The following is a 20,579-nucleotide window of genomic DNA, read 5'->3' as shown; positions in this document are numbered from 1 at the left end:
GGCGCGCATCAGGCGCTAACCCGCGTGGCCATGTCACACGCCATCTCTCCGCTCGCCACGCCGTTCCCCACCCTGCCCGCGATTGCCGGGGCCACGCCCCGCGTTGCCCGCGCGCGATACAAGGAATGGGATCGCTGCGACCTGACCTATGTCGAGCTGGATGAAAACACCGCCGTGGCGGGCGTGTTCACGCGCAACATCTGTTGTTCGTCCGAGGTGGAATTGGGCCGCGCCAATGTGAAGCAGGGCCGCGCGCGGGCGCTGATCGTGAACGCGGGCAATTCCAATGCCTTCACCGGATACCGCGGGCGCGAGGCGGTCGAACAGATCATGGATCAGGTTGCGGCCCATCTGGGCTGCGTTCGTGAACAGGTTTTTGTTTCCTCGACCGGCGTGATCGGCGTCCCGCTGCCCAAGGACAAGGCCAAGGAAGGCGTCAACAACGCCCTGACCGCCGCCCCCTGTTCGTGGGAAGATGCGGCCAACACCATCGGCACCACCGACACTTTCGCCAAGGGCGCGACCGCCACCGCCATCATCGGCGGCAAGACCGTGACCTTTTCCGCCATCATCAAGGGCAGCGGCATGATCGCCCCGGATATGGCGACGATGCTGGGCTATATTTTTACCGATGCCGCCATCAATCCGGCCTTTTTGCAGGAACTGCTGACCAAGGCCGCGAACGAAACGTTCAACTGCATCACCGTGGACAGCGACACTTCGACCAGCGACACGGTGCTGGCCTTTGCCACGGGCAAGGCGGGCAACACGATCATCAATTGCGAGGGCTGCGAGGGCGCCGATGCCTTTGCCGCGGCGCTGACCGATGTGTGCCGCCAACTGGCGCATCTGGTGGTCAAAGATGGCGAGGGCGCGCAGAAATTCATCGCCGTTTCCGTCACAGGTGCGGTGTCGGATGAAAGCGCGCGCAAAATCGGCATGGCCATCGCCAATTCGCCGCTGGTCAAAACCGCCATCGCGGGCGAGGACGCCAATTGGGGCCGTATCGTCATGGCCGTGGGCAAGGCGGGCGAACCGGCCGACCGCGACCGTCTCTCCATCGGTTTTGGCGGCGTGTGGCAGGCCAAGGACGGCCAGCCCCTGCCCGATTATGACGAGGCCCCGGTGGCCGCGCACCTCAAGGGTCAGGAGATCAGCATCGAGGTTGATATCGGCCTTGGGCAAGGGCGCGCGACGGTGTGGACCTGCGACCTGACGCATGGCTATATCAGCATCAACGCCGATTACCGGAGCTGAGGCCCATGCTCACCATCTGGGGTCGGCTCAATTCGCATAATGTCAAAAAGGTCGTCTGGGCGGCGGTCGAAACCGGCGCCCAATGGGTGCGCCATGATATCGGGGGCCAGTTTGGCTATACGCCCGAATATCTGGCAATGAACCCCAACCGGCTGGTGCCCACGCTGGTCGATCATCAGGTGGCCGATACCTTCTCGCTGTGGGAATCGAACGCGATCCTGCGCTATCTGGCCGATGCCTATGCGCCGCATTTGTGGCCAGAGGGCCTGCCTGCGCGGGCTTTGGCGGACAAATGGATGGATTGGCAATTCGCCTTTGCCGATGCGCAGCGCGACGGTTTCCTGCAAATGGTCCGCGTGGCTGAACCGGACCGCGACGCGGCCAAGATCGAGCGCACCATCGCCGAAACCAACAAGCTGATGCGGATCATGGAAGAAGCGCTGACCCGCCAGCCTTTCCTGAGCGGAGAGGCTTTCGGCATCGCAGACATTCCGATGGGCGCCTATGCCTACACCTGGTTCAAGCTGGGCTTTGCGCGCGAAGATGTGCCCAATATCCGCCGCTGGTTTGACGCGGTCAGCGCCCGCCCCGGTTTCCAATATGTCGCCATCCCCCTCACCTGAAAGGCGCGATTCATGACCGATACTCTGAGCGAAGCCGTCCATGATGTGATGGCGGACGCTGCCGCGCGCGCCATTGCCCCGCGTTATCAGCATCTGGCCGCCGCCGACATTATCGAAAAAGCCTCCGACGATCTGGTGACGATTGCCGACAAGGAGAGCGAGGCAATTCTGGCCGAGGGTCTGGCGCGCATCCTGCCCGAAGCGGCGATTGTGGGCGAGGAAGCGGCCTTTGCCGATCCCTCGATCATGGGGCGTTTGGGCAGCGACCTTTGCTGGATCATCGACCCATTGGATGGCACCAACAATTTCGCCCATGGCCGCCCGCCTTTCGGCATCCTTGTCGCTTTGGCGCAGGGGGGCGAAACGATTGGCGGCTGGATTTATGACGTGCTTTCGGGCCGGTTCTGCCATGCGCGGATCGGCGAGGGCGCGTATCTCAACGGCGAACGCCTGACCGCGCGCACCAGCGGGGAAAGCCCGGCGATTGCGGCCATCTCTGTGCTGTTTGCCGATCCGGCGCGGCGGGCGGCCCTGATGGACCACATCGCCCCGCATTACCGCATGGTCGATATCCCCCGCTGTGCCGCCGAACAATATCCGCGTCTGGCGACCGGCGTGAACGATGTGTCGATTTTTGAGCGCACGCTGGCCTGGGACCATGCGGCGGGCGTCCTGTTCCTCAACGAGGCGGGCGGCAAGGCGGCCCGATTTGACGGCACCCCCTATCGCGTGGACGAGGATCGCAAGGGTCTGATCGGTGCATCTTCGCCCGCCTTGTGGGATGAACTGGCGAAGCGGATGGCGGGGATTTGATCTCAGGCTATGTCCCCCTCGCCCTGGTGCTGGTCAATGCGCGCACGGTCCATCTGTTCTGGCAAGACAAGCGTTACGCACGGGAGGGACGGCGGCGCATCCCGGAATCCAGCCTCTTGCTGATGGCGGCGCTGGGCGGGTCGCCCGGCGCCATCATCGCGCGGCCATGGTTTCGGCACAAGACGCGCAAACAGCCGTTTTCGACCTATCTATGGCTGATTGTCGCTGTGCAGGCTGCCCTGATAACCGGATGGTTTATGCTTTAATCGAAACCGGCCCCCTTTTACCGCCGGGGCCGCCCCTATGGGACAGATGATCCGATACAGAAAAGAAAAATCCCTTATTTCATTTGCCTTTCCCAAAAATAGTTGAAATATCTCCAAAAATAGATCTCATTAAATGATACAGGGGACCCTGGAGATGCGTTTTACAACCGCCACTACGTGTGCGATCCTTTCCTCCATCTGCCTTGTCTCCGCCCCAGCATCAGCGCGCGGCAATCTACGTGCAGAAGCGGTGGTCGGCTGGGACAATGTTTCAAATTCGGGAAGCGCCTTTGCCGTCAATCTTTCCGATTTCACGAAGGTCAATGGGCTAACCTATGGCGGCGGCATTGGCTATGATCTGGCCGTAATGCCGATGATTTCCATTGGCGCAGATGCCGAAATCAATGGAAGTTCGGGGCGACGCGAAGCTGGTCCGGCCTACTTGCGGGCGGACCGCGATATTTATGCGGGCGGGCGGGTCAGCGTCAAAGTCCTGCCTTCAACAAAGATCTATGCCAAGCTTGGCTATGCCAATGCAGATTTCACCAACAATGCGTCATTTGCCCTGCACGGCCCGGCCATCTTTTTCACAGAGAAGCGCAACGTCAGCGGCATTCGCGCGGGCGTCGGCATTCAACAAACGATCCTTGGGCCGGCCTATGTGTTGGCCGAATATCGCTATACCAATTACAGCTCGGGTTTTGCCCGCAATCAGGTCGTGACCGGCGTCGGGGTCCGTTTCTGATACATAGAGGGCAAAGCGCTCTTGCGCTCTGCCCTCTATCATAACGCCTCAGAGCGCGCCTTCGATCCATGCCTTGAGCTGGCTCTTGGGCGCCGCGCCCAGCTTTTGCGCCACCGGCTTGCCATCCTTGAACACCAGCAGCAGCGGGATCGACTGCACGCCGAACTGGCTGGCGATTTCGGTGTTTTCCATGATGTCCACCTTGGCGATGGTCACCTGCTCGCCCAGTTCATCGCTCAGCTCTTCCAGAGCCGGGCCGATCATCTTGCAAGGCCCGCACCAGTCGGCCCAGAAATCGACCACGACCGGCTTGTCAGAAGCCAGAACGTCGGTGGAAAAGCTTGCGTCGGTTACCTTGATCGTGGCCATGGCCTGAAATCTCCTGAAATGTTGAACCTAAGATAGTCGATGATGGGGCGGGCGCAACCACCCTAGAGCGCCAAGCTTTCCTGCGTATGGGTCAAGCTGGCCTTGTGCGGGGCCAGAATGCTGTCGGGCAGGTCGATGAGATGCGGCCCGGTGGTGTAGAGCAGCGCCGCCTCCACCCGCCGCCCCGGATAGGCGACCTCCAACGCGGCGACATAGGCGGCCATCTGGCGCAGGATGGCGACGGAAACCTGCGCCACGGACGCAGCAGGCCGACGCGCGGTTTTGAAATCGATCAGGCGAATGCGGTCGGGCGTAATCAGCAAACGGTCGATCGTACCCGCCACCACCTGTGTCCCCACGGTTGCGGCAATCGGCACCTCGGCCAATGCGTTAGGCCCAAACAACTCGGCCCAATCGGGATTGGCCAGAACATCCATCGCCGCCTGCGCCATCTCGCGATGGGCGTCTTCGTCCAGATCACGCGCCTGCCGCCCCAGCCATATCATCGCCGCGCCCATCGGATCGGCCGCACCGGGCAGGCGTTCGAGCAAGGCGTGGATCAACGTACCCCGACGCGCCGCCGCCGCCCGTGCGGCCCCCAGCGCGGTGGGCGGATCGGCGGCGGTGTCCTCGCCCAAGGCTGAAGGTGCCAGCGGGCGCGGCGGGCGCGCTTCTTCGGGCGCGGCGCGGCTCAGCCAACCCGGCTTGCCCGCCTCCATGGCCAGTTCCATCGTCTCGGCCTGCCACTGAGCCGCCGGAGCCAAAGCGCCCCAGCGCGCCTCTGCGCCCCAGAGCGGGTCGGCCTTCCAATCTTCAGGCCCGAATATCTCGGCCAGCCGCGCATACCAACTGCCCTTGGCCGGTTCCTTTTCATTGGCGGCCAGAGCGCCGCCGATGAACAAGGCTTCCTCGGCCCGCGTCATGGCGACATAGAGCAGGCGCCAATGCTCCTCCCCCTCGGCCTTGGCGGCACGAGCGGCGGCTTCGGCAATCGGCCCTTGCTTTTCCTCCTTGCCCAGATTGGGCAAAGGCACGGTGCGTTTGTCGCCGGTCAGGACCGCGCTGGGGTCCTCCACCGACAGCGGGGAACCCTTGCTCTTGGCCGGATCGCCGGTGGCATCGGCAAGGATGACGATGGGCGCCTGCAACCCCTTTGAACCATGGACCGTCATCACCCGGACCAGACCGTCGGATTTGCCCGCCTCGCGCTTCAACTCGCCATCGCCCGCGTCAAACCATGCAAGGAAACCCACAAGGCTGGGCGTCGCGCTGGCCGCATAGGCGTGGGCGGCATTGATCAATTCATCAAGCGGATCATTCGCTTCACGCCCCAACCGCGCCACCAGCCTTTCACGCGCGCCCCACGGCCCCACCAACAGCCAGTGGAGCAGCACCGGCACCGGTTCAAAATCGGCGCGGGCCAGCAACTGGTTCAATTGCTCCACCACCGATTGGGCCAAAGGCGCGCCGCTGCGCCGCAGATGCGCCCAGAGCTTTACGCCCTCGTCGCGATAGCCATGTTCAAGCAATTGATCCTGTGACCAGCCAAACAAAGGCGACACCAGCAAGGCGGCCAGATTGAGATCATCCAACGGTTGCGCGGCAAAACGCAGGGCCGCCATCAGATCCTTGACCGCCAGAGGCGCGCCAAGACGCAGGCGATCCACCCCCGCCACCGGCACGCCTGCGGCATGCAATCGCGCCACGATCAACCCGGCCAACTCGCGCCTTTTGCGCACCAGAATCATGATGTCGCCCGCCTCTGCCCGGCGCGCCACCTTGCGCCCCTTGATCAGCGGGAAACCATCGGGCGAAAACAGCCAATGTTTGACCTGACGCGCAATCCGGTCCGCCATTTCGCGTTCGGGGCGCGAGAGCCAGCTATCTTCATCGCCGCCATCTTCGTCATCGTTCTGGGCCGCCCCGCCCACCGGCCGCCACATGGCGACAAGGCCGGGGCGGTCCTCGCCCTGATGCGGTTCGGGCGTGGCGTCCAGACCAAAGGCGGGGGCGCCCAGATGCTCAATCGCCCGGTCAACGAAGTTCAAAACCGGCGCAGCGGTGCGGAAAGAGCGCTCCAACCCCAATTCCATCAGGCGATGCGCCTTTGGCGCGCCGCGAATGGCGTCGGCATTATCCGCCGCACCGCCCATGCGGGATTTGACCCGTTCACGCGCGGCGGCGAAATTTTCAGGACTCGTGCCCTGAAAACCAAAGATCGCCTGTTTGAAATCGCCCACCACGAACAGCGTGCGCGCAAAATCGCTATGCGCGCCCTCCCCGGCAAAAAATTCCTCGGTCAGCGCCTCGATGATCCGCCATTGTTCGGCGTTGGTGTCCTGCGCCTCGTCCACCAGAATATGGTCGAAACGGCGGTCCAGCTTGTACCGGATCCAATCGGCCATATCGGCCCGGCTGAGCAGATCAGCGGCATGGGCGATCTGATCATCAAAATCGATCAGCCCTTCACGCGCCTTGGCCTCTTCCCATGCCAGAGCATAGGCGCGGCCCAATTCCAGCGCGGGCGAGAGCCATTGCGCCAAGGCCACAAGCGCCCGCCGCGCCTTGACCGCGTCAATATGCAGAGCGACGCGGTAGCAATATTCGCCATAATCGGGCGCGATATTGTCCAGATTCTTTTGATAGGAAGGCACGCCCTCCTTGGTAAAAATTGCCGAGTAAAGCCCGCCCAGCCCCTCCAGCCTTTGTTCGGGCGATGCCTCCAGCCAGTCACAAAGCGCATTGGCCTTTTTCTCGGCCGTGGCGGTCATGTTGCCCTTTTTGTCGGTCCATTGCTTGACCACATCCAGCAGCCATCGCACCGAACGCACGTCAAAGGCATCATCGGCGCACATGGCGACAACCTGCGCCATATCGGCATCGGCGGGCAGGCCCAGCGCCTGTTTCACGCGCGGTGCGACGGGCACCTGCCACGCGCCGGGGCCAAACCACAGGCCCCGCGCCCCGGCACAGCGCATCAGCCAGCCTTCCACCGCATCCCCGCCCATGCGCAGCGAGAGCGAGGCCAGCGCATTGAGCAGCGCATGATCCCCCCGCTTTTCCGCATCAAGCAAAAGATCGGCCAAGACCTGCCGCGCCAGAAGCACTTTCTCATGCTCCTCCATCGGGCGGGCGCCCGCACTCAGCCCCGCTTCTTCGGGAAAAGCGGCCAGCAGCCATTGCGAAAAGGCATGGATCGTGTCGATCCGTAGGCCCCCGCCCGGACAATCCAGCACCGAGGCGAACAAAGTGCGCGCCCTGTCCTGAATGTCGGGCAGGATTTCCGCCCCGATCGCCTCAAGCTCCGCGGCCAATTGCGTGGGGGCGGCCCGCACCCATCCGGCCAGTTTGCTGTTGATGCGCTCGGCCATTTCGGTCGCGCCCGCCTTGGTAAAGGTCAGGCACAGGATCTGTTCGGGCCGCACATGCGGGGTCAACAACAGGCGCAACACGCGCGAGGACAAAACCTGCGTCTTGCCCGTCCCCGCACTGGCCGAAAGCCACACGGTTTCCTGCGGCAGCACTGCTTTGGCCTGATTGCCATGCAGGCCGTGGAGTTTTTGAGGCCCGCTCACGCTTCATCCTCCGGCGTTTCGTCCGAACCGATCCATCCGATCCATTCGTCCAGCCGCATCAATTGATCATAATCATTATAGCTGGGAATATCAGGCCGCAGCCGCGCGGTAAAAGGCGCCTGGCCCAACAACCATTGCCCGATGGCATCGGTCAGATATTCCTCGGTCTTGTGCAGGAATTCCTCGCGCGGGATGCCCGATTTCTTGCGATTTTCCAAAATGGGTTCATCGCGCCAGCCAAAGCCGGGATCACCCTTTTTACGACGGGAAAGCGACCAATATTCAAAGACATTGGGCACGCCCTCGACATCCTTGAACCCGCCATCTGCGGCAATCATCCCGATCAGACCCAATTGCAGCGCAAAACCCGCCTCGACCATCTTGCCGCTGGGCGGGCCGCCGGTTTTGTAATCAACCACCGCCAGTTTGCCATCGGGCATCCGGTCGATACGGTCGGCGCGGCCATGGATGCGGATGCCATCGATGCGCATCTCGCCCCGGATTTCCGTGGCCAGAACGCGACGCCCTTCCGCGGCCAAAGCAGCCACTTCCTCATCAATCCATTCCAGCGCGGCCAGCAGGCGCGGACGCCACAGGCTGCGCTCCAACGGATGCGCACTCATGCCGTCCAGCACATTGTTGGCCGTTGCCACCAAGGCCCCGCGCGGCGCGCCATCCTTGTGCCACGCGTCCAGAATGGCGTGAACCGCCGTCCCGCGCCATGCCGCGCTGGGCTCCGCATCCAAGGGGTCGAGCGATTTGAGCCGCAGGATCGCCTGCGCATAAAACTGATACGGGTCGGCGCGGAGACGGTCGAGCGCGGTGACGGGAATGTCCACGCGGCGCTGCTCGGCGCTGGGCATGGGTTGGGGGCGCGGATGGGGCGCGGCCACCTTGCCCACATCAATGTCACGGGCATAGGTGACGGCCAGTTCCTCGGCATGGCTTTTGGACAATTCCTTGCCCAACATCGCCTGAACCCTCAGGACAAAGCGGCTGGGGATCACCGGCCCACCTTCATCACGATGCGCCCAGCTTAACACCACCTGCGGCGCGCCAAGGCATCCGGCAAGGTCATGCGCGGCCAGACCAATGCGAAACTCGGCCCCCGGCACGCCCAGATGGCGCAGCACAGCGGGCGGCAACAGCGGATCGGGCGACGGGCTGCCCGGCCATGACCCTTCGGTCAGGCCGCCGCAGATGACCAGATCGCTGCGCGTCATGCGCGCCTCCAGCAAGCCATAGATCGCCACGCGGGGATGGCCGCCCCATTGCGGGCGCACCGCCACCTTGTCCATCGCATGGCGCAGGACCGAGGCCAGATCGCGGACCTGTAGCCGCGTCCCTTCGGCCGAAGCTGCCAGACGAAGATTTTCGACAAAGGAGGAGAGCGAACGCCCCGGTGCTTCGGCCCATAATTCCTCGCCGCAAAGCGCCTCACCGGCGGCCACCAGCGCGTCGATCAGATCGGCCAGCGGCGCCTCTTCGGGCAGGCTCATCAACGGGCCAAGAATGCCCTCAACCTCGTCCCACCATGCGGTCAATGGGCCGGGGCCGCGCTTTTTCTCAATCCGCTCAATAATCGCGCGCAAAGGCGCCAGCCCCGCATCCGGCCTTGGCCCGCGCAGGTTGAGGTCCAGCACGCGCACATGGTCCAGCCACAAGGCGCGCCCTTGCGATCCGCCCACCATCGGATGGCCCAGCAAGGCGATCAACGGCACCGGCGGCGCGCCTTCCCCCGCAACCTCGGCCAGCAGGAGCAACAGCCGCCCCGCCGCCGTCTGGGGCAAGGCGCGGCCTGCGGTATCGTCGGCCTTGATGCCCCAGCGTTGCAGATGGGCGACCACGCGGCTTGCCAAACCCCGATCGGGCGTGACCAAAGCGACGCGCTTTTCCGGCGTTTCCAATGCCTCGCGCATCAGGATGGCGATGGCCTGCGCCTCCTCGCCCGGATGCTCGCTTTCCATCAGGCGAACGGCGGCCAGACGCCTTTGCCGTTCAGGCAGATCGACCCAGCGCGCCGAAGCCTTGGCGGGCAGGAACAGGTTCGAGATCGCCTTGCTGCGTTCGGGCGGGGCCGCCGACGGCCCGGCGCGATGCCACAGGTCAAGCTCCCCCCGCGCCACGCCCATGCGGTTGAGCAGCAGCTTGAGGTGATATTGCGGATGGGTCAGCGCGTCTTCCCGGCCAAAGGGCGCATCGCCCAATTCCGGCGCTACGCCCGCATGGCCCAATTCGTCCCACACATCATCATCCAGCGCCAGATCGAGATCGGGCAGCACCACCGCCCCGTCCGGCAATTCCGACACCACGCGCAAAAACCGCGCCAGTGATGGCGAAGCGCTGGTGATGCCTGCCGCGACAACGGCATGGGGCGGCGGATTGTCGCGCCAGACCATGGCGGCGCGGTCGAACAGCATGTTGCGGCGCACCGGCGGATCGACCTCGCCCTGAGCCTCCAACTGGGCGCACCAGTGGGCCTGTACCGTCAGAAAGGCGCGGGTCGATTGACGCCAATGCTCAGCCTGTTCGCCGATGATGGCCAGAACATCCTCCGACAGAAGATCTTCTGGCGCGATGCCTTCGACGGCCAGACGGTCGATGCTCTGGGCAATTTCGGCGGCACGGCGCAGGCGTACCGCCCCGCCCTGCGTGCCCTCGGCCCCTTCGACCTGCGCCAGAATATCGGCAAGCCGCAGCCAGCGCCGGGTCGGATCGGCCGCGGGCGGAATATCGCTGGCCCCGATGGGGTCGAGCAAAGGCCCCAGCGCCTCGTCCAGATCAAGGTCGCCGACGATGACCATGCGCGGCAACAGCAAACCAGCAGCGCCCCCGCGAAACCCATCGGTGCCCGCCCGAACAAAAGCCTCGGTCAGATTACGCGCCGCACGCTGATTGGGCAACAACAGCGTCAGCCGCGCCAGCCCCAGATCAGGATCGGCGTAGCGCGGGATCAGACCCGCCACCAAGGCATCGGCAAAGCCGCGATGCGCCGGGATCGAATAGACCTTGGGCTGGCGCGGTTTCACGCCCGCCCGATCACCCACGGCCCAGAGCTTCCTCGGTCGGGGCGATGGATTGGGGCGTGCCTACTTCAAACCACTTGCCGGTATGGACCAGACCATAGAGTCGGCCCTCCTCCATCGCGCGGTCCCACAGGATGTTGGTGGAAAAGGCGCCTTCGGGCGCATCACGCAAAAGGCGGTGCGATACGATCTGGATGCCGGTAAAGATGAAGGGCGCCACCTTGCGCGAGGCGCGGCGCGCAACCCTGCCCAGCGGATCGAGGCGGAAATCACCCACGCCGCGATAATTGCCCGCGTCCGAATGGCGCACCATCAACAGCAAAGCATCCATCCGATCCGCATCCCATGCCGAGGACAGGTCATGGAACACATCGACCGGCCCATCCAGCCAGACATTATCCGAATTGAGCGCGAAGAACGGATCGGGCAGCGCGCCGTCACGATACGCCTTGACCATGCCGCCGCCGGTTTCCAGCAAGAGTGCCCGCTCATCCGAAATCGTCACCGCAGGCGTTTTCCGTTTGCCCATATGCGCCAGAATGTGATCGGCCATGTAATGGACATTGACCACCGCCCGCGCCACGCCCGCTTCGGCCAGTTTGTCCAGCGCATGATCAATCAGCGGCTTACCCGCAACCGGCACCATCGGCTTGGGCCGCGTCGCGGTCAGCGGGCGCATCCTTTTGCCAAGCCCTGCGGACAGCACCATGGCCGTATCGGAAACCAGGGGCTTCATGCGGGGGTCCTTCCACCATGGGCCGCGCGGATTTCGGCCGGGATATTCGTTTCAAACCAACGCGCCACCGGGGCCAGCGCCGGATGCGCCAGATCGCGCTCCATCGCGGCCCATACGCGCGGGATCATGTCGAGATAGCGCGCCTTGCCATCGCGTTTGCACAGGCGCACGAAAATGCCCACGATCTTGGCGTTCCGCTGCGCGCCCAACAGGGCATAGTCTGCAAGGAAAGCCTCGCGGTCGAATCCGGTGGCGGCAAGGTAATGCTCGATCATCGCCGCCTCGATTTCGGGCGAGACATCGCGACGCGCATCCTGAAGCAAGCTGACCAGATCATAGGCGGGGTGGCCCACCAAGGCGTCCTGAAAATCCAGCAGGCCCTGATCCGCCAGACCGCCCGACAGCAGCATGATGTTTTCGGCGTGATAATCGCGCAGGACCGTGACGCCGCCGGTTGCGTTGAACGCATTCTGGCGCGCGATCATCGGGGCAAGGGCTTCCTCCCATGCCGCGTCAAAACCGGCCTCATCCACCGACAGGCCCATGGCGGGCACATACCATTCGGTCAGCAGCCGCACTTCCCGGCGATAGACCGACCAGTCATAGGGCGCCCAAGGCCCGCCGGGCAATTGGGTCAGCGTGACCAGCGGAGCCAGCGCGCCTTCGTAAACTGCCCGCTCGTCCTGCGGATTGTCGTCCAGCCAGTCGCGCACGCGGTCATTGCCGAAATCTTCGAGCAGCACCCAGCCTTGCGCCGCCTGTTGCGCCAAAATGGCGGGCGCGCGCAATCCATGGGCGCCCAGCCAGTCGGCCACCGCCAGAAAGGGCGCGGGATCTTCCTGCGGCGGCGGGGCATGCATCAACATCGCCGTTTCGCCCCCCCCATCTTCCACTACGGCGCGGCGCAGGCGGAAATAGCGACGGAACGAAGCATCGCCGGGCAAAGGCTCCACAGCGGCATCGCCCCAACCGGCAGTCGCAACAAATTCGGTCAGGCCATCAGGCAAAGTGTTCAGCATGGAACGCGCCCTAGCCAATCCGCCCCCGGCTCGACAATGGCCAAGCGGCCGTCATCCGCAGTTTCGAGAAAAATCGACAGGCATCCCGGTTCATGCGCAAAGCCGCCTGCCATTTCCGGCCATTCGGCAATCAGCACCCCGCCATCGCGGTAATCATCCAGCCCCAGTTCCTGCGCCTCAGACGGATCGGCAAGGCGGTAGAAATCGGCATGGACCAAGGGAAAGCGCAAGCCATCATAGGGTTCGATAATGGCAAAGCTGGGCGATGGCACTTCGCCATCATGGCCCAATCCGGCGATGATCGCGCGCGCCAGCGTGGTCTTGCCCGCGCCCAGCCCGCCATGCAGCGCCACCACATCGCCCGGACGCAATGCCTGCGCAATCGCCATGCCCCACCGCTCCATCGCGGCCAGATCGGGCAATTCCACTTTCATCAATCCAGCTCCACAATCGCGGCGGTGCCCGCTCCCGGTTCGGACAAGAGTTCAAGGCTGCCACCATGCGCCTCAATCAATTGGCGCGCCAAGGGCAGGCCAAGGCCCTGACGCCGGATGCTGTTCTTGCTGCCCGGACTGGTGGGTTCGATCGGCAAACCGTCAAAGGCGCGGGCAAGCGCCGCCCGGTCCATGCCCGGCCCATTGTCCGAAATCACCACGCGGGCGCGGTTGTTGCCCGATCCATGGCGCGAACGATGGCGCCCCACCTCGACCAGAATGCGCCCGCCGACCGGCGTTGCATCCAGCGCATTGTCCAGCAAATGGGCCAAAGCGCGGCCCAAACGGCGCGGGTCGGCCTCGATCTTGCCGGTGTTCAGACTGCTGCCCCGCAGGTCGAGTTCGAGTTCCTTGGTGTGAACCAGCGCCTCGCGCTCCTGCACCAATTGGCGCATCAGGGCGAAGAGATCGACCGGCTCCAGCGCCAGCGGCAACATGCCCGCTTCGGATTGCGAAAGGTCGAGGACATTCTCGATCTGATCGGTCAGGCGCGCAACAGAAGTCAGGATCGCCTCGACATATTCGCGCCCGTTTTCGGACAATTCGCCGCCAAATCCGGCCTCCAGCATTTCGGCAAAGCCGCCGATGGAGGTCAAAGGCGTACGGAATTCATAAGACATATTGGCAAGGAAACGCGTCTTGAGCTGGTCCGCCTCGACCAGCGCGGCATTGCGTTCACGCAGGGCTTCTTCGGCCTTTTGCGAATCGGTGATGTCCAGAACCGTCAGCAAGCCGTTGCCATCGGGCAAAGGCACCCCGGCATATTCCAGCGTCCGCCCATCGGCCATGGTCACGCGCCCGCTGGTCTGGCGCCGTTCCAGCGTGGCGGTGCGCAATCCGTCGGCCACGGCCTGCGCCTGTTCGGGCTGGCTGAGATGCGCGGCGATGCGCGCGATTACATCATCGGCATGCGGGTGGGCGTCCAGCACTTCCGGCTCCAGCCCCCAGGCGCTGGCGAAAAGGCGGTTCCACAATTGCAGACGGCCATCGGGGGCAAAGACCGCCACGGCCTCGAACAAGCTGTCGAATGTGGCGGTGCGGGTGCGCAGCAAAGTGTCGCGCATGGCCGAAATGCGCAGGGTTTCGGTGCGATCCTCCACCACCAGCAACAGGCCGCCATCGGGCATGGGTTGGGCCACAACGCGCAAATGCGTGCCATCGGACAGCGGCCATGCCTCTTCCTGCGCCTCGGAGGCGGCGAACCATTCCGCGCGTTCTTTGCGCCATGCACGATAATCGCGCATTTCCGGCACGCGGCCCGATTCCCGTGCGGCATCGAGCAGGCGCTCAAACGGCGCGTCATGCATGTCCGCCGGACCAAGCGCAAAGAGCCGCTGGAACGGCTGATTGGCAAAGGTCAGGCGGTGGCGCGCATCAAATTGTGCCACGCCCGAGGAAAGCAGATCGAGCATCGAGCGCTGTGCATCGCGGAAGGCACGGAAAGCGCGAGAGATTTCCTCCATTTCCTCGATGTCGATGGCATAGCCCGCTACGCCCTCGTCCCCCAGCGGCAAGTCCGAAACGCGCAAGGCGCGGCGCTGTCCATCGATGGTCGCGGCAACCAGGCGTTCGACGGGCCGCCTTTCCAGCATGGCGCGCGCGGCGACCTGTGCAGGTGTCTGCCCGTCAATCCGCTCGACCAGTTCAAGCCCGCCATTGACGACAGCCTCGGCATTTTCGGCCCCGACCGCGCGGACATAGGCCGAATTTACCAGCCGCAATTCACCCTGGGGCGAGCGGAACCACATCGGAATGGGCGCGGCCTCGATCAGGCCGACCAGTGCGAGAAAATCGCTTTTCGACCGGGCGGTTTCGGCGCGCATCCGGGCGATCTGGGTCTCGGCCTCGCTGGCGTCGAACACCCAGACCTGTGCCGATCCGGCGGGGGCCACTTGCGGATCGGCAACCCCGCCGCGCAGCGACAGCGAACGGCGCGAACCGCGCGGGCTGAGCGACAGGCTGAAAGGGCGGCTGGTGCGCTGGGCAGACAGCACGGCCTCGTTCAATTGTTCCAATTGCTCTGCGCTTAAACCGCGATCGGCCTTGCCTCCGTCCAACTCGCTCAAAAACTGCGGCATCGAGGAAAAGCCGAGCCATGACGCCAGACGCGCCGAACCCTCGATCCGGCCATCGCTGCGCACGATCAGCAATTGCGCCGGGCTGTCCTCCACCATTCGGGCCAGCCGCCGCGCCTGACGCACCGCGCCCTCTGCCGCCCGCCCGCGCGACAACGCCGACAGCACAGCCCAGCCCGCCGCCACAGCCCATCCGGCCAGCAGCAAGCCCATGACAACCATGGTTAGAGGGGTCCATTGCATCGCCTATCAGCTAAGCGGATGGGGGCGGAATGGCAATGGGGGGTGTGAGATATAAGGGTGTGGGGTTGCCGTTTGGAGGTGCCTCCGGCGGGCAAAGGGACTTGTCCCTTTGCAATCCCATGAATGGGGTGGTGGGAGGTTTGCGATGGCGGGAGAGTTTATAGAGCCTGCGGCGCGGTGAGCGCGGCCTCAAAGGCGCCGCAGGCTTTAAAATTCAAACAATGCGTCCGACACCTAACGCTGCCTCCATAACTAAACGCAGACATTAACGGGATTGTTAAGGGCCCCCGCCCTTAACCCGCCGGAGGCAAAAACCCTGGCAAAAAACAAAACGCCCCGCAAAGGATCTCTCCCCCGCGAGGCGTTTTTACAATCAATCCCAAGGGATCAATAGCGGTAGTGATCCGCCTTGAACGGCCCGGCCTGCGGCACGCCGATATAATCGGCCTGCTTCTGGCTGAGTTGGGTCAGCTTCACGCCCAGCTTTTCGAGGTGCAGCGCGGCGACCTTTTCGTCGAGATGCTTGGGCAGCACATAGACGTCGTTCTTGTACTGGTCGGCCTTGGTGAACAGCTCGATCTGGGCCAGCGTCTGGTTGGTGAACGATGCGCTCATCACGAAGGACGGGTGGCCGGTGGCGCAGCCAAGGTTCACCAGACGGCCCTTGGCCAGAATGATGATCTGCTTGCCATCGGGGAAGGTGACCAGGTCGGTGCCGGGCTTCACTTCGGTCCACTGATAGTTCGACAGGGCCGAAATCTGAATTTCGCTGTCAAAGTGGCCGATGTTGCACACGATCGACATGGGCTTCATCGCGGCCATGTGGTCGGCGGTGATGACGTCTTCATTGCCGGTGCAGGTCACGAAGATGTCGGCGCGCTTGACGGCTTCTTCCATCGTGACGACTTCATAACCTTCCATCGCGGCCTGAAGCGCGCAGATGGGGTCGATTTCGGTCACCATCACGCGGGCGCCGCCATTGCGCAGCGATGCCGCCGAACCCTTGCCCACGTCACCGAAACCGGCCACGCAAGCGACCTTGCCGGCCAGCATCACGTCGGTGGCGCGACGGATCGCGTCAACCAGCGATTCCTTGCAGCCATAGAGGTTGTCGAACTTCGACTTGGTCACGCTGTCGTTCACGTTGATCGCAGGGAACGGCAGCTTGCCCTGCTTGGCCAGCGCATAGAGGCGGTGAACGCCGGTGGTGGTTTCTTCCGAAACGCCCTTGATGGCCTTGACCGTGGCGGTCAGATAGCCCGGCTTGGCCTTGAGGAAGTTCTTGAGCGCGCGGACGAATTCGATTTCTTCGGCATTCGACGGTTCGAACAGTTCTTCGCCCGCCTCAACGCGCGCGCCCCACAGGGCGAACATCGTGGCGTCGCCGCCATCGTCCAGAATCATGTTGCAGGGTTCATCACCCCAGTCGAAAATGCGACCCACATAGTCCCAATATTCGGCCAGACTTTCGCCCTTGACGGCAAACACGGGGATGTTCTGCGCGGCAATGGCGGCCGCGGCGTGGTCCTGCGTCGAGAAGATGTTGCAGGTGGCCCAGCGCACGTCCGCGCCCAAAGCAACCAGCGTTTCGATCAGCACGGCGGTCTGGATCGTCATGTGCAGCGAACCGGTGATCCGCGCGCCCTTGAGCGGTTGGGCCGCGCCATATTCGGCGCGCAGAGCCATCAGGCCGGGCATTTCGGTTTCGGCAATGGCGATTTCCGCGCGGCCAAAATCGGCAAGGCCGATATCGGCGATCACATAGTCCTTCTGGGCTTCCAGCGTGGTCACGAGAGGGCTCCTCAACGAGAGAGTGTCAACAATTCGGGCGCCGCATGGACGCCATCATGGTCGCCCTTTAGCCCAGCGGCACCGCGCGCGCAATGAATATAAAGCTTCCTTTATATCCCTTGCCTAACGATCACGGATTAACACCTGCACCACCCACGGTCATGTGCTCCATTTGCGATAAATTCGCGCGCCCATGACAAAGCCCGGTTGCGACTGCGAAAGGGCGGCCTATATCTGACACAGACAGGAGGCGGCTTTCCTAACGCGCCGCCCCGTATAAGGAGAAAGCCATGACCATCGCCCCCGGCGAAAGCCTGCCCGACGTCAAGCTCGTCAAGTCGACCGATTCCGAGCGCGAACCCGTTCAGACCGCCGAATATTTTAAGGGCAAGAAGGCCGTTGTCTTCTCGGTGCCCGGCGCTTTCACGCCGACCTGCTCGGCCAAGCACCTGCCCGGCTTCGTGGAAAAGGCTGCTGAACTCAAGGCCGCCGGCGTGGACGAAATCGTGTGCACCGCCGTCAACGACCCGTTCGTGATGGGCGTGTGGGGCGCGCAAAAGGGCAGCGCCGACGTCACCATGCTGGCCGACGGCAATGGCGATTTCGCCGAAGCTCTGGGTCTGACCATGGACGGTTCGGGCTTTGGCCTTGGCAAGCGTGGTCAGCGTTTCGCGCTGGTCGTCAATGACGGCGTGGTCGAAAAGGTTTTCGTCGAAGGTCCGGGCGAATTCAAGGTGTCGAGCGCCGAATACGTGCTGGAAAACCTCTGATTTTCCGCTGATCCCCGGATCGGCAAAACAAGCCCCGGTGCCCATGCGGTGCCGGGGTTTTGTTTTGCCCATTATGCGGCCGCTTCGTCCTGCAACTTGACCTCAATCGCGCGCCACAGACGGTCCAGCGCGCGGGCCGGTTCGCAATTGGGCGCAAATGTTCCGATAGGCGCGCGGCGGAATGCCGTCTGTTCAATCATGCTGGCCATGGGGATTATCGGGAAAGGCGCCATCTTGCCCTCTCTCGCGGCGCGATGGCCTTTGCGCCGGGCATCATACATGGACAGGACGGGCAAGAGCGGCGGGTGCCGCCCATTTTCCTTAACCAAATCGCGCCGCAACAGATCTAGCGCCCGCGCCGCCAGAGGTGATGCGGGCAAGGGCACGATCAGCACGTCGGCCGCCGACAGGATCTGCTCGCTGACCTCATTCTGCATGGGCGGGCAATCGAGGATGATGCGCGAAAATTCCCGCCGCAGCGGCCATGTCAGTTGGGCCAGCCGCTTCTTCTGACCCAACCGGGCCAAATGCACCGGCAGGCTGCGCAGACTGTCATCGGCGCGCAGCAGCGAGAGGCCATGATAGGGTGTCGGCTCGATCAACTGCTCCGGGCGCCCCTCACGCTGGAACAGGCTGGCCGCACGCATCCTCGGCACCTCCTCCATGCCCAGCAGGAACCCGGCCCCACCTTGCACGTCCAAATCCCACAACAGCGTACGATGCCCACCCAAAGCGGCCGAGCGCCAGGCCAGATCGACCGCCAGTGTCGTCTTTCCCACGCCGCCCTTAGAACTGTAAACCGCAATGACCGCCATGCTTCCCGCGCCAGAATTCGTAAAGCCCACAAGCCTTGGGGCTAATCCATTGCACGGTGGCGAGCAGGCGCAAGGGCTGAATCCCGATTGGCCCAAAATGGGATCGAGTTCAGCCCAAATGCTAAATCAATATTGCGACATCAAGATGGGCGTATCACCACTGGTCATCGAATTATTGCCAAAGGACCGCGACGCCCCGCCCGATTGCAGGTCCATCGACTTGACACTGCCCAGCATGTTGTTGTCGGCCATGATCGCGTCATTGCCCGTGCCCACCACACGCACGCCCGATTCACTATTGGAAAGAAACAGGGTGCGATAGATTTTGGCATGGGCCATACCATCGGTGCTGGACACCAGAACGCCGACCGGATTGTTGAAAATCACCGAGTCATTGATCGTCACACGGCAATTTGTCGTCGAATAGATATAGACTCCGGCCGCCACGCTGCTGGCCGATGCACAATCCTTGATCGAAACATGGTTGAGCAGAACATCGGCTGCCCTTAAAATCTTGACGCCGGTACTATAGGTGATGCCGCGGGCGGGCGCTGCGCATTCAATTGCCACATTGTCCACAACGACCTGGCCCGTGGATGGCGTATTGATGGTCAAAGAGGTGATCATCGTCATCTGGCCATATTCGGAACGGATGGTCATGCTGCGGTCGATAGTGGCCGCGCCGTAATAACCGCTATCCATCACAAAGACCGTGCCACCGGTGGATGTTTGACGAAGGGCGTAGGCAAGCGTGGCACATGGCGCCGTCCCGCTGCACGACCCGCTGTCCACGCCATAGACCGATATCCATGTCTGGTCGATCAGCGCGTATGCGGGCGACGTTGGCAGAATTCCGGCCAGAAGGATGGCGAGAATCTTACCCCCCCATCCTTTGACCCATGTCGCAATAACCGTTCGATCCATAGTTTGCATGAGGCAAAGGATGCGGAAATCATTAACCCTCGTCGAAGGGAACTCCGTTCAATTTCGAATCAATTCCGCGTCGAATCAACCTTTGCCGCGCAAATATGGGGTCAGGAAGCGGATCACCCGCGCCTCCAGATCGACGCGATGGTCCGACCAACTGTGATCGGTCACGACATGCCCGGTTTGCACCTTTGTCCCACCCGCCTTGCGGATCGCGGCAACCAAAGGCGCAACATGGCCCGCAAGGCCATCTTCGGAAGTCAGCACAAGCAAAGGCTTATTGACCAAAGCTGGCGCCGTGCCGGTGAAATCATAGTCCGCAGTATGTGCGCCCAATTCATCCGACAAGGCCTGCGGCGATGTTCCAGCCAGCGTTTCCATATTCTCGGACATCATTTTGACGCGCGGCCCCGGCGCCATCTGACCAATCGCCCCGAAATTGGCGGCAGAAATCAGCCCCAGCGCCACCAGCCCCCTATCCTGCGCCCCGGCCATGGCCGTCACCCATCCGCCCATGCTGTGGCCGACAACCGCCATGTGCGCAGTGTCGATGCCCAAGGCCTTGGCATGGGCCGGATCGCGCAGATAGGCCAGCACTGCCTCCAGATCCTGCGGGTTCTGACCAAAGCGGAACGTGCCGGGGCTGCCCCATGATCCGCGATAATTGAAAGTGATCGCGTGCCACCCCGCCCGGCGCAACGCCTGCGCCAGATCGAGGTTCTTTTCATTGCCGGGAAAACCGTGGCAAATCACCACCGTCGGACGCGGCGCGGCGCCAGAGGCCAGATAGGCCACGCCATTGATCTCTACCCCGCCCGATGGCCCGCCCGATGGCCCGCCCGATGGAATGTGCAAAACCTCCATCCGCGCCGGATGGGCCGCATCGTGCGGAGGATCGGCATAGATGGCGGCGGGCAGGCTTGCCTTGCTGACAGCCGCCCCGGCTTGGGCCGAAGTCAGAGGAACAGCGACAAGAGCGCAAAGCATAGCGCGGCGGGCGAAGGCTTGGAATTTCATAACCCCACCTTTTCACCC

17 protein-coding genes are annotated in these 20,579 nt (G+C 63.1%); 6 read left to right on the top strand and 11 right to left on the bottom strand.

Translation table 11 applies throughout. The features are described 5' to 3' along the window. Positions 1–30 precede the first annotated feature (30 nt). The 5 genes from argJ (at position 31) to ACZ9HU_RS10395 (ending at position 3,704) form a co-directional block, all read left to right on the top strand. Positions 31–1,257 carry a bifunctional glutamate N-acetyltransferase/amino-acid acetyltransferase ArgJ gene (argJ, locus tag ACZ9HU_RS10415; protein ID WP_476104745.1) on the top strand — a complete coding sequence of 409 codons (1,227 nt, stop codon included), beginning with the start codon at positions 31–33 and terminating at the stop codon, positions 1,255–1,257. A gap of 5 nt (positions 1,258–1,262) precedes the next feature. Continuing rightward, on the top strand, positions 1,263–1,880 hold the full coding sequence (locus ACZ9HU_RS10410; protein ID WP_476104743.1) for a glutathione S-transferase family protein: 618 nt from the start codon (positions 1,263–1,265) through the stop codon (positions 1,878–1,880). A 12-nt stretch (positions 1,881–1,892) separates the two neighbouring features. Beyond that, positions 1,893–2,693 carry an inositol monophosphatase family protein gene (locus tag ACZ9HU_RS10405; RefSeq protein ID WP_476104742.1) on the top strand — a complete coding sequence of 267 codons (801 nt, stop codon included), beginning with the start codon at positions 1,893–1,895 and terminating at the stop codon, positions 2,691–2,693. Further along, positions 2,690–2,959 carry a DUF1294 domain-containing protein gene (locus ACZ9HU_RS10400; protein ID WP_476104740.1) on the top strand — a complete coding sequence of 90 codons (270 nt, stop codon included), beginning with the start codon at positions 2,690–2,692 and terminating at the stop codon, positions 2,957–2,959. Before ACZ9HU_RS10405 ends, ACZ9HU_RS10400 begins: the two co-directional genes overlap by 4 nt. Positions 2,960–3,113: 154 nt before the next feature. After that, positions 3,114–3,704 (top strand): outer membrane protein, encoded by a 591-nt coding sequence (locus tag ACZ9HU_RS10395; RefSeq protein ID WP_476104738.1) that lies wholly within the window; start codon positions 3,114–3,116, stop codon positions 3,702–3,704. Between the two features lie 48 nt (positions 3,705–3,752). Here ACZ9HU_RS10395 and trxA read toward each other — a convergent pair whose 3' ends face one another. From trxA to ahcY, 8 genes are all read right to left on the bottom strand, one after another. Beyond that, positions 3,753–4,073: a thioredoxin gene (gene trxA / locus ACZ9HU_RS10390; protein ID WP_476104737.1), complete on the bottom strand. Its 321-nt coding sequence runs from the start codon at positions 4,071–4,073 to the stop codon at positions 3,753–3,755. Positions 4,074–4,135: 62 nt separating this feature from the next. Beyond that, complete coding sequence (gene addA, locus ACZ9HU_RS10385; RefSeq protein WP_476104736.1) at positions 4,136–7,648, bottom strand: double-strand break repair helicase AddA; 3,513 nt, start codon at positions 7,646–7,648, stop codon at positions 4,136–4,138. After that, complete coding sequence (gene addB, locus ACZ9HU_RS10380) at positions 7,645–10,695, bottom strand: double-strand break repair protein AddB (RefSeq protein ID WP_476104735.1); 3,051 nt, start codon at positions 10,693–10,695, stop codon at positions 7,645–7,647. Before addB ends, addA begins: the two co-directional genes overlap by 4 nt. Beyond that, on the bottom strand, positions 10,688–11,410 hold the full coding sequence (locus tag ACZ9HU_RS10375; RefSeq protein WP_476104733.1) for a nucleotidyltransferase family protein: 723 nt from the start codon (positions 11,408–11,410) through the stop codon (positions 10,688–10,690). The genes addB and ACZ9HU_RS10375 overlap by 8 nt, the downstream gene beginning before the upstream one ends. Beyond that, entirely contained in the window at positions 11,407–12,429 is a 1,023-nt protein-coding gene (locus ACZ9HU_RS10370; protein ID WP_476104732.1) for an aminoglycoside phosphotransferase family protein, read from the bottom strand. Before ACZ9HU_RS10370 ends, ACZ9HU_RS10375 begins: the two co-directional genes overlap by 4 nt. Then, complete coding sequence (gene tsaE, locus ACZ9HU_RS10365; protein WP_476104730.1) at positions 12,423–12,863, bottom strand: tRNA (adenosine(37)-N6)-threonylcarbamoyltransferase complex ATPase subunit type 1 TsaE; 441 nt, start codon at positions 12,861–12,863, stop codon at positions 12,423–12,425. The genes ACZ9HU_RS10370 and tsaE overlap by 7 nt, the downstream gene beginning before the upstream one ends. Further along, a complete protein-coding gene (locus tag ACZ9HU_RS10360; protein ID WP_476104728.1) occupies positions 12,863–15,241 on the bottom strand; it encodes a PAS domain-containing sensor histidine kinase in 2,379 nt (792 codons plus the stop codon). Before ACZ9HU_RS10360 ends, tsaE begins: the two co-directional genes overlap by 1 nt. Positions 15,242–15,628: 387 nt before the next feature. Beyond that, entirely contained in the window at positions 15,629–17,032 is a 1,404-nt protein-coding gene (gene ahcY, locus ACZ9HU_RS10355) for an adenosylhomocysteinase (RefSeq protein WP_476104727.1), read from the bottom strand. Between the two features lie 290 nt (positions 17,033–17,322). On the opposite strand from ahcY, the gene ACZ9HU_RS10350 reads away from it, so the two are divergent. Further along, entirely contained in the window at positions 17,323–17,802 is a 480-nt protein-coding gene (locus ACZ9HU_RS10350; protein WP_476104726.1) for a redoxin family protein, read from the top strand. Between the two features lie 71 nt (positions 17,803–17,873). On the opposite strand, the gene ACZ9HU_RS10345 is transcribed toward ACZ9HU_RS10350, so the two are convergent. The 3 genes from ACZ9HU_RS10345 to ACZ9HU_RS10335 all read right to left on the bottom strand — a co-directional run bounded on the left by ACZ9HU_RS10345 (position 17,874) and on the right by ACZ9HU_RS10335 (position 20,561). Continuing rightward, complete coding sequence (locus ACZ9HU_RS10345; protein ID WP_476104724.1) at positions 17,874–18,617, bottom strand: ParA family protein; 744 nt, start codon at positions 18,615–18,617, stop codon at positions 17,874–17,876. A gap of 126 nt (positions 18,618–18,743) precedes the next feature. Next, complete coding sequence (locus tag ACZ9HU_RS10340; RefSeq protein ID WP_476104722.1) at positions 18,744–19,541, bottom strand: right-handed parallel beta-helix repeat-containing protein; 798 nt, start codon at positions 19,539–19,541, stop codon at positions 18,744–18,746. Positions 19,542–19,625: 84 nt separating this feature from the next. Further along, complete coding sequence (locus tag ACZ9HU_RS10335; protein ID WP_476104721.1) at positions 19,626–20,561, bottom strand: alpha/beta hydrolase family protein; 936 nt, start codon at positions 20,559–20,561, stop codon at positions 19,626–19,628. Positions 20,562–20,579 lie beyond the last annotated feature (18 nt).

This window comes from Novosphingobium sp. Sphag1I, assembly GCF_056279125.1.
Note: the sequence above shows the minus strand (reverse complement) of the source record. Positions and strands in the feature narration are given on the sequence as shown.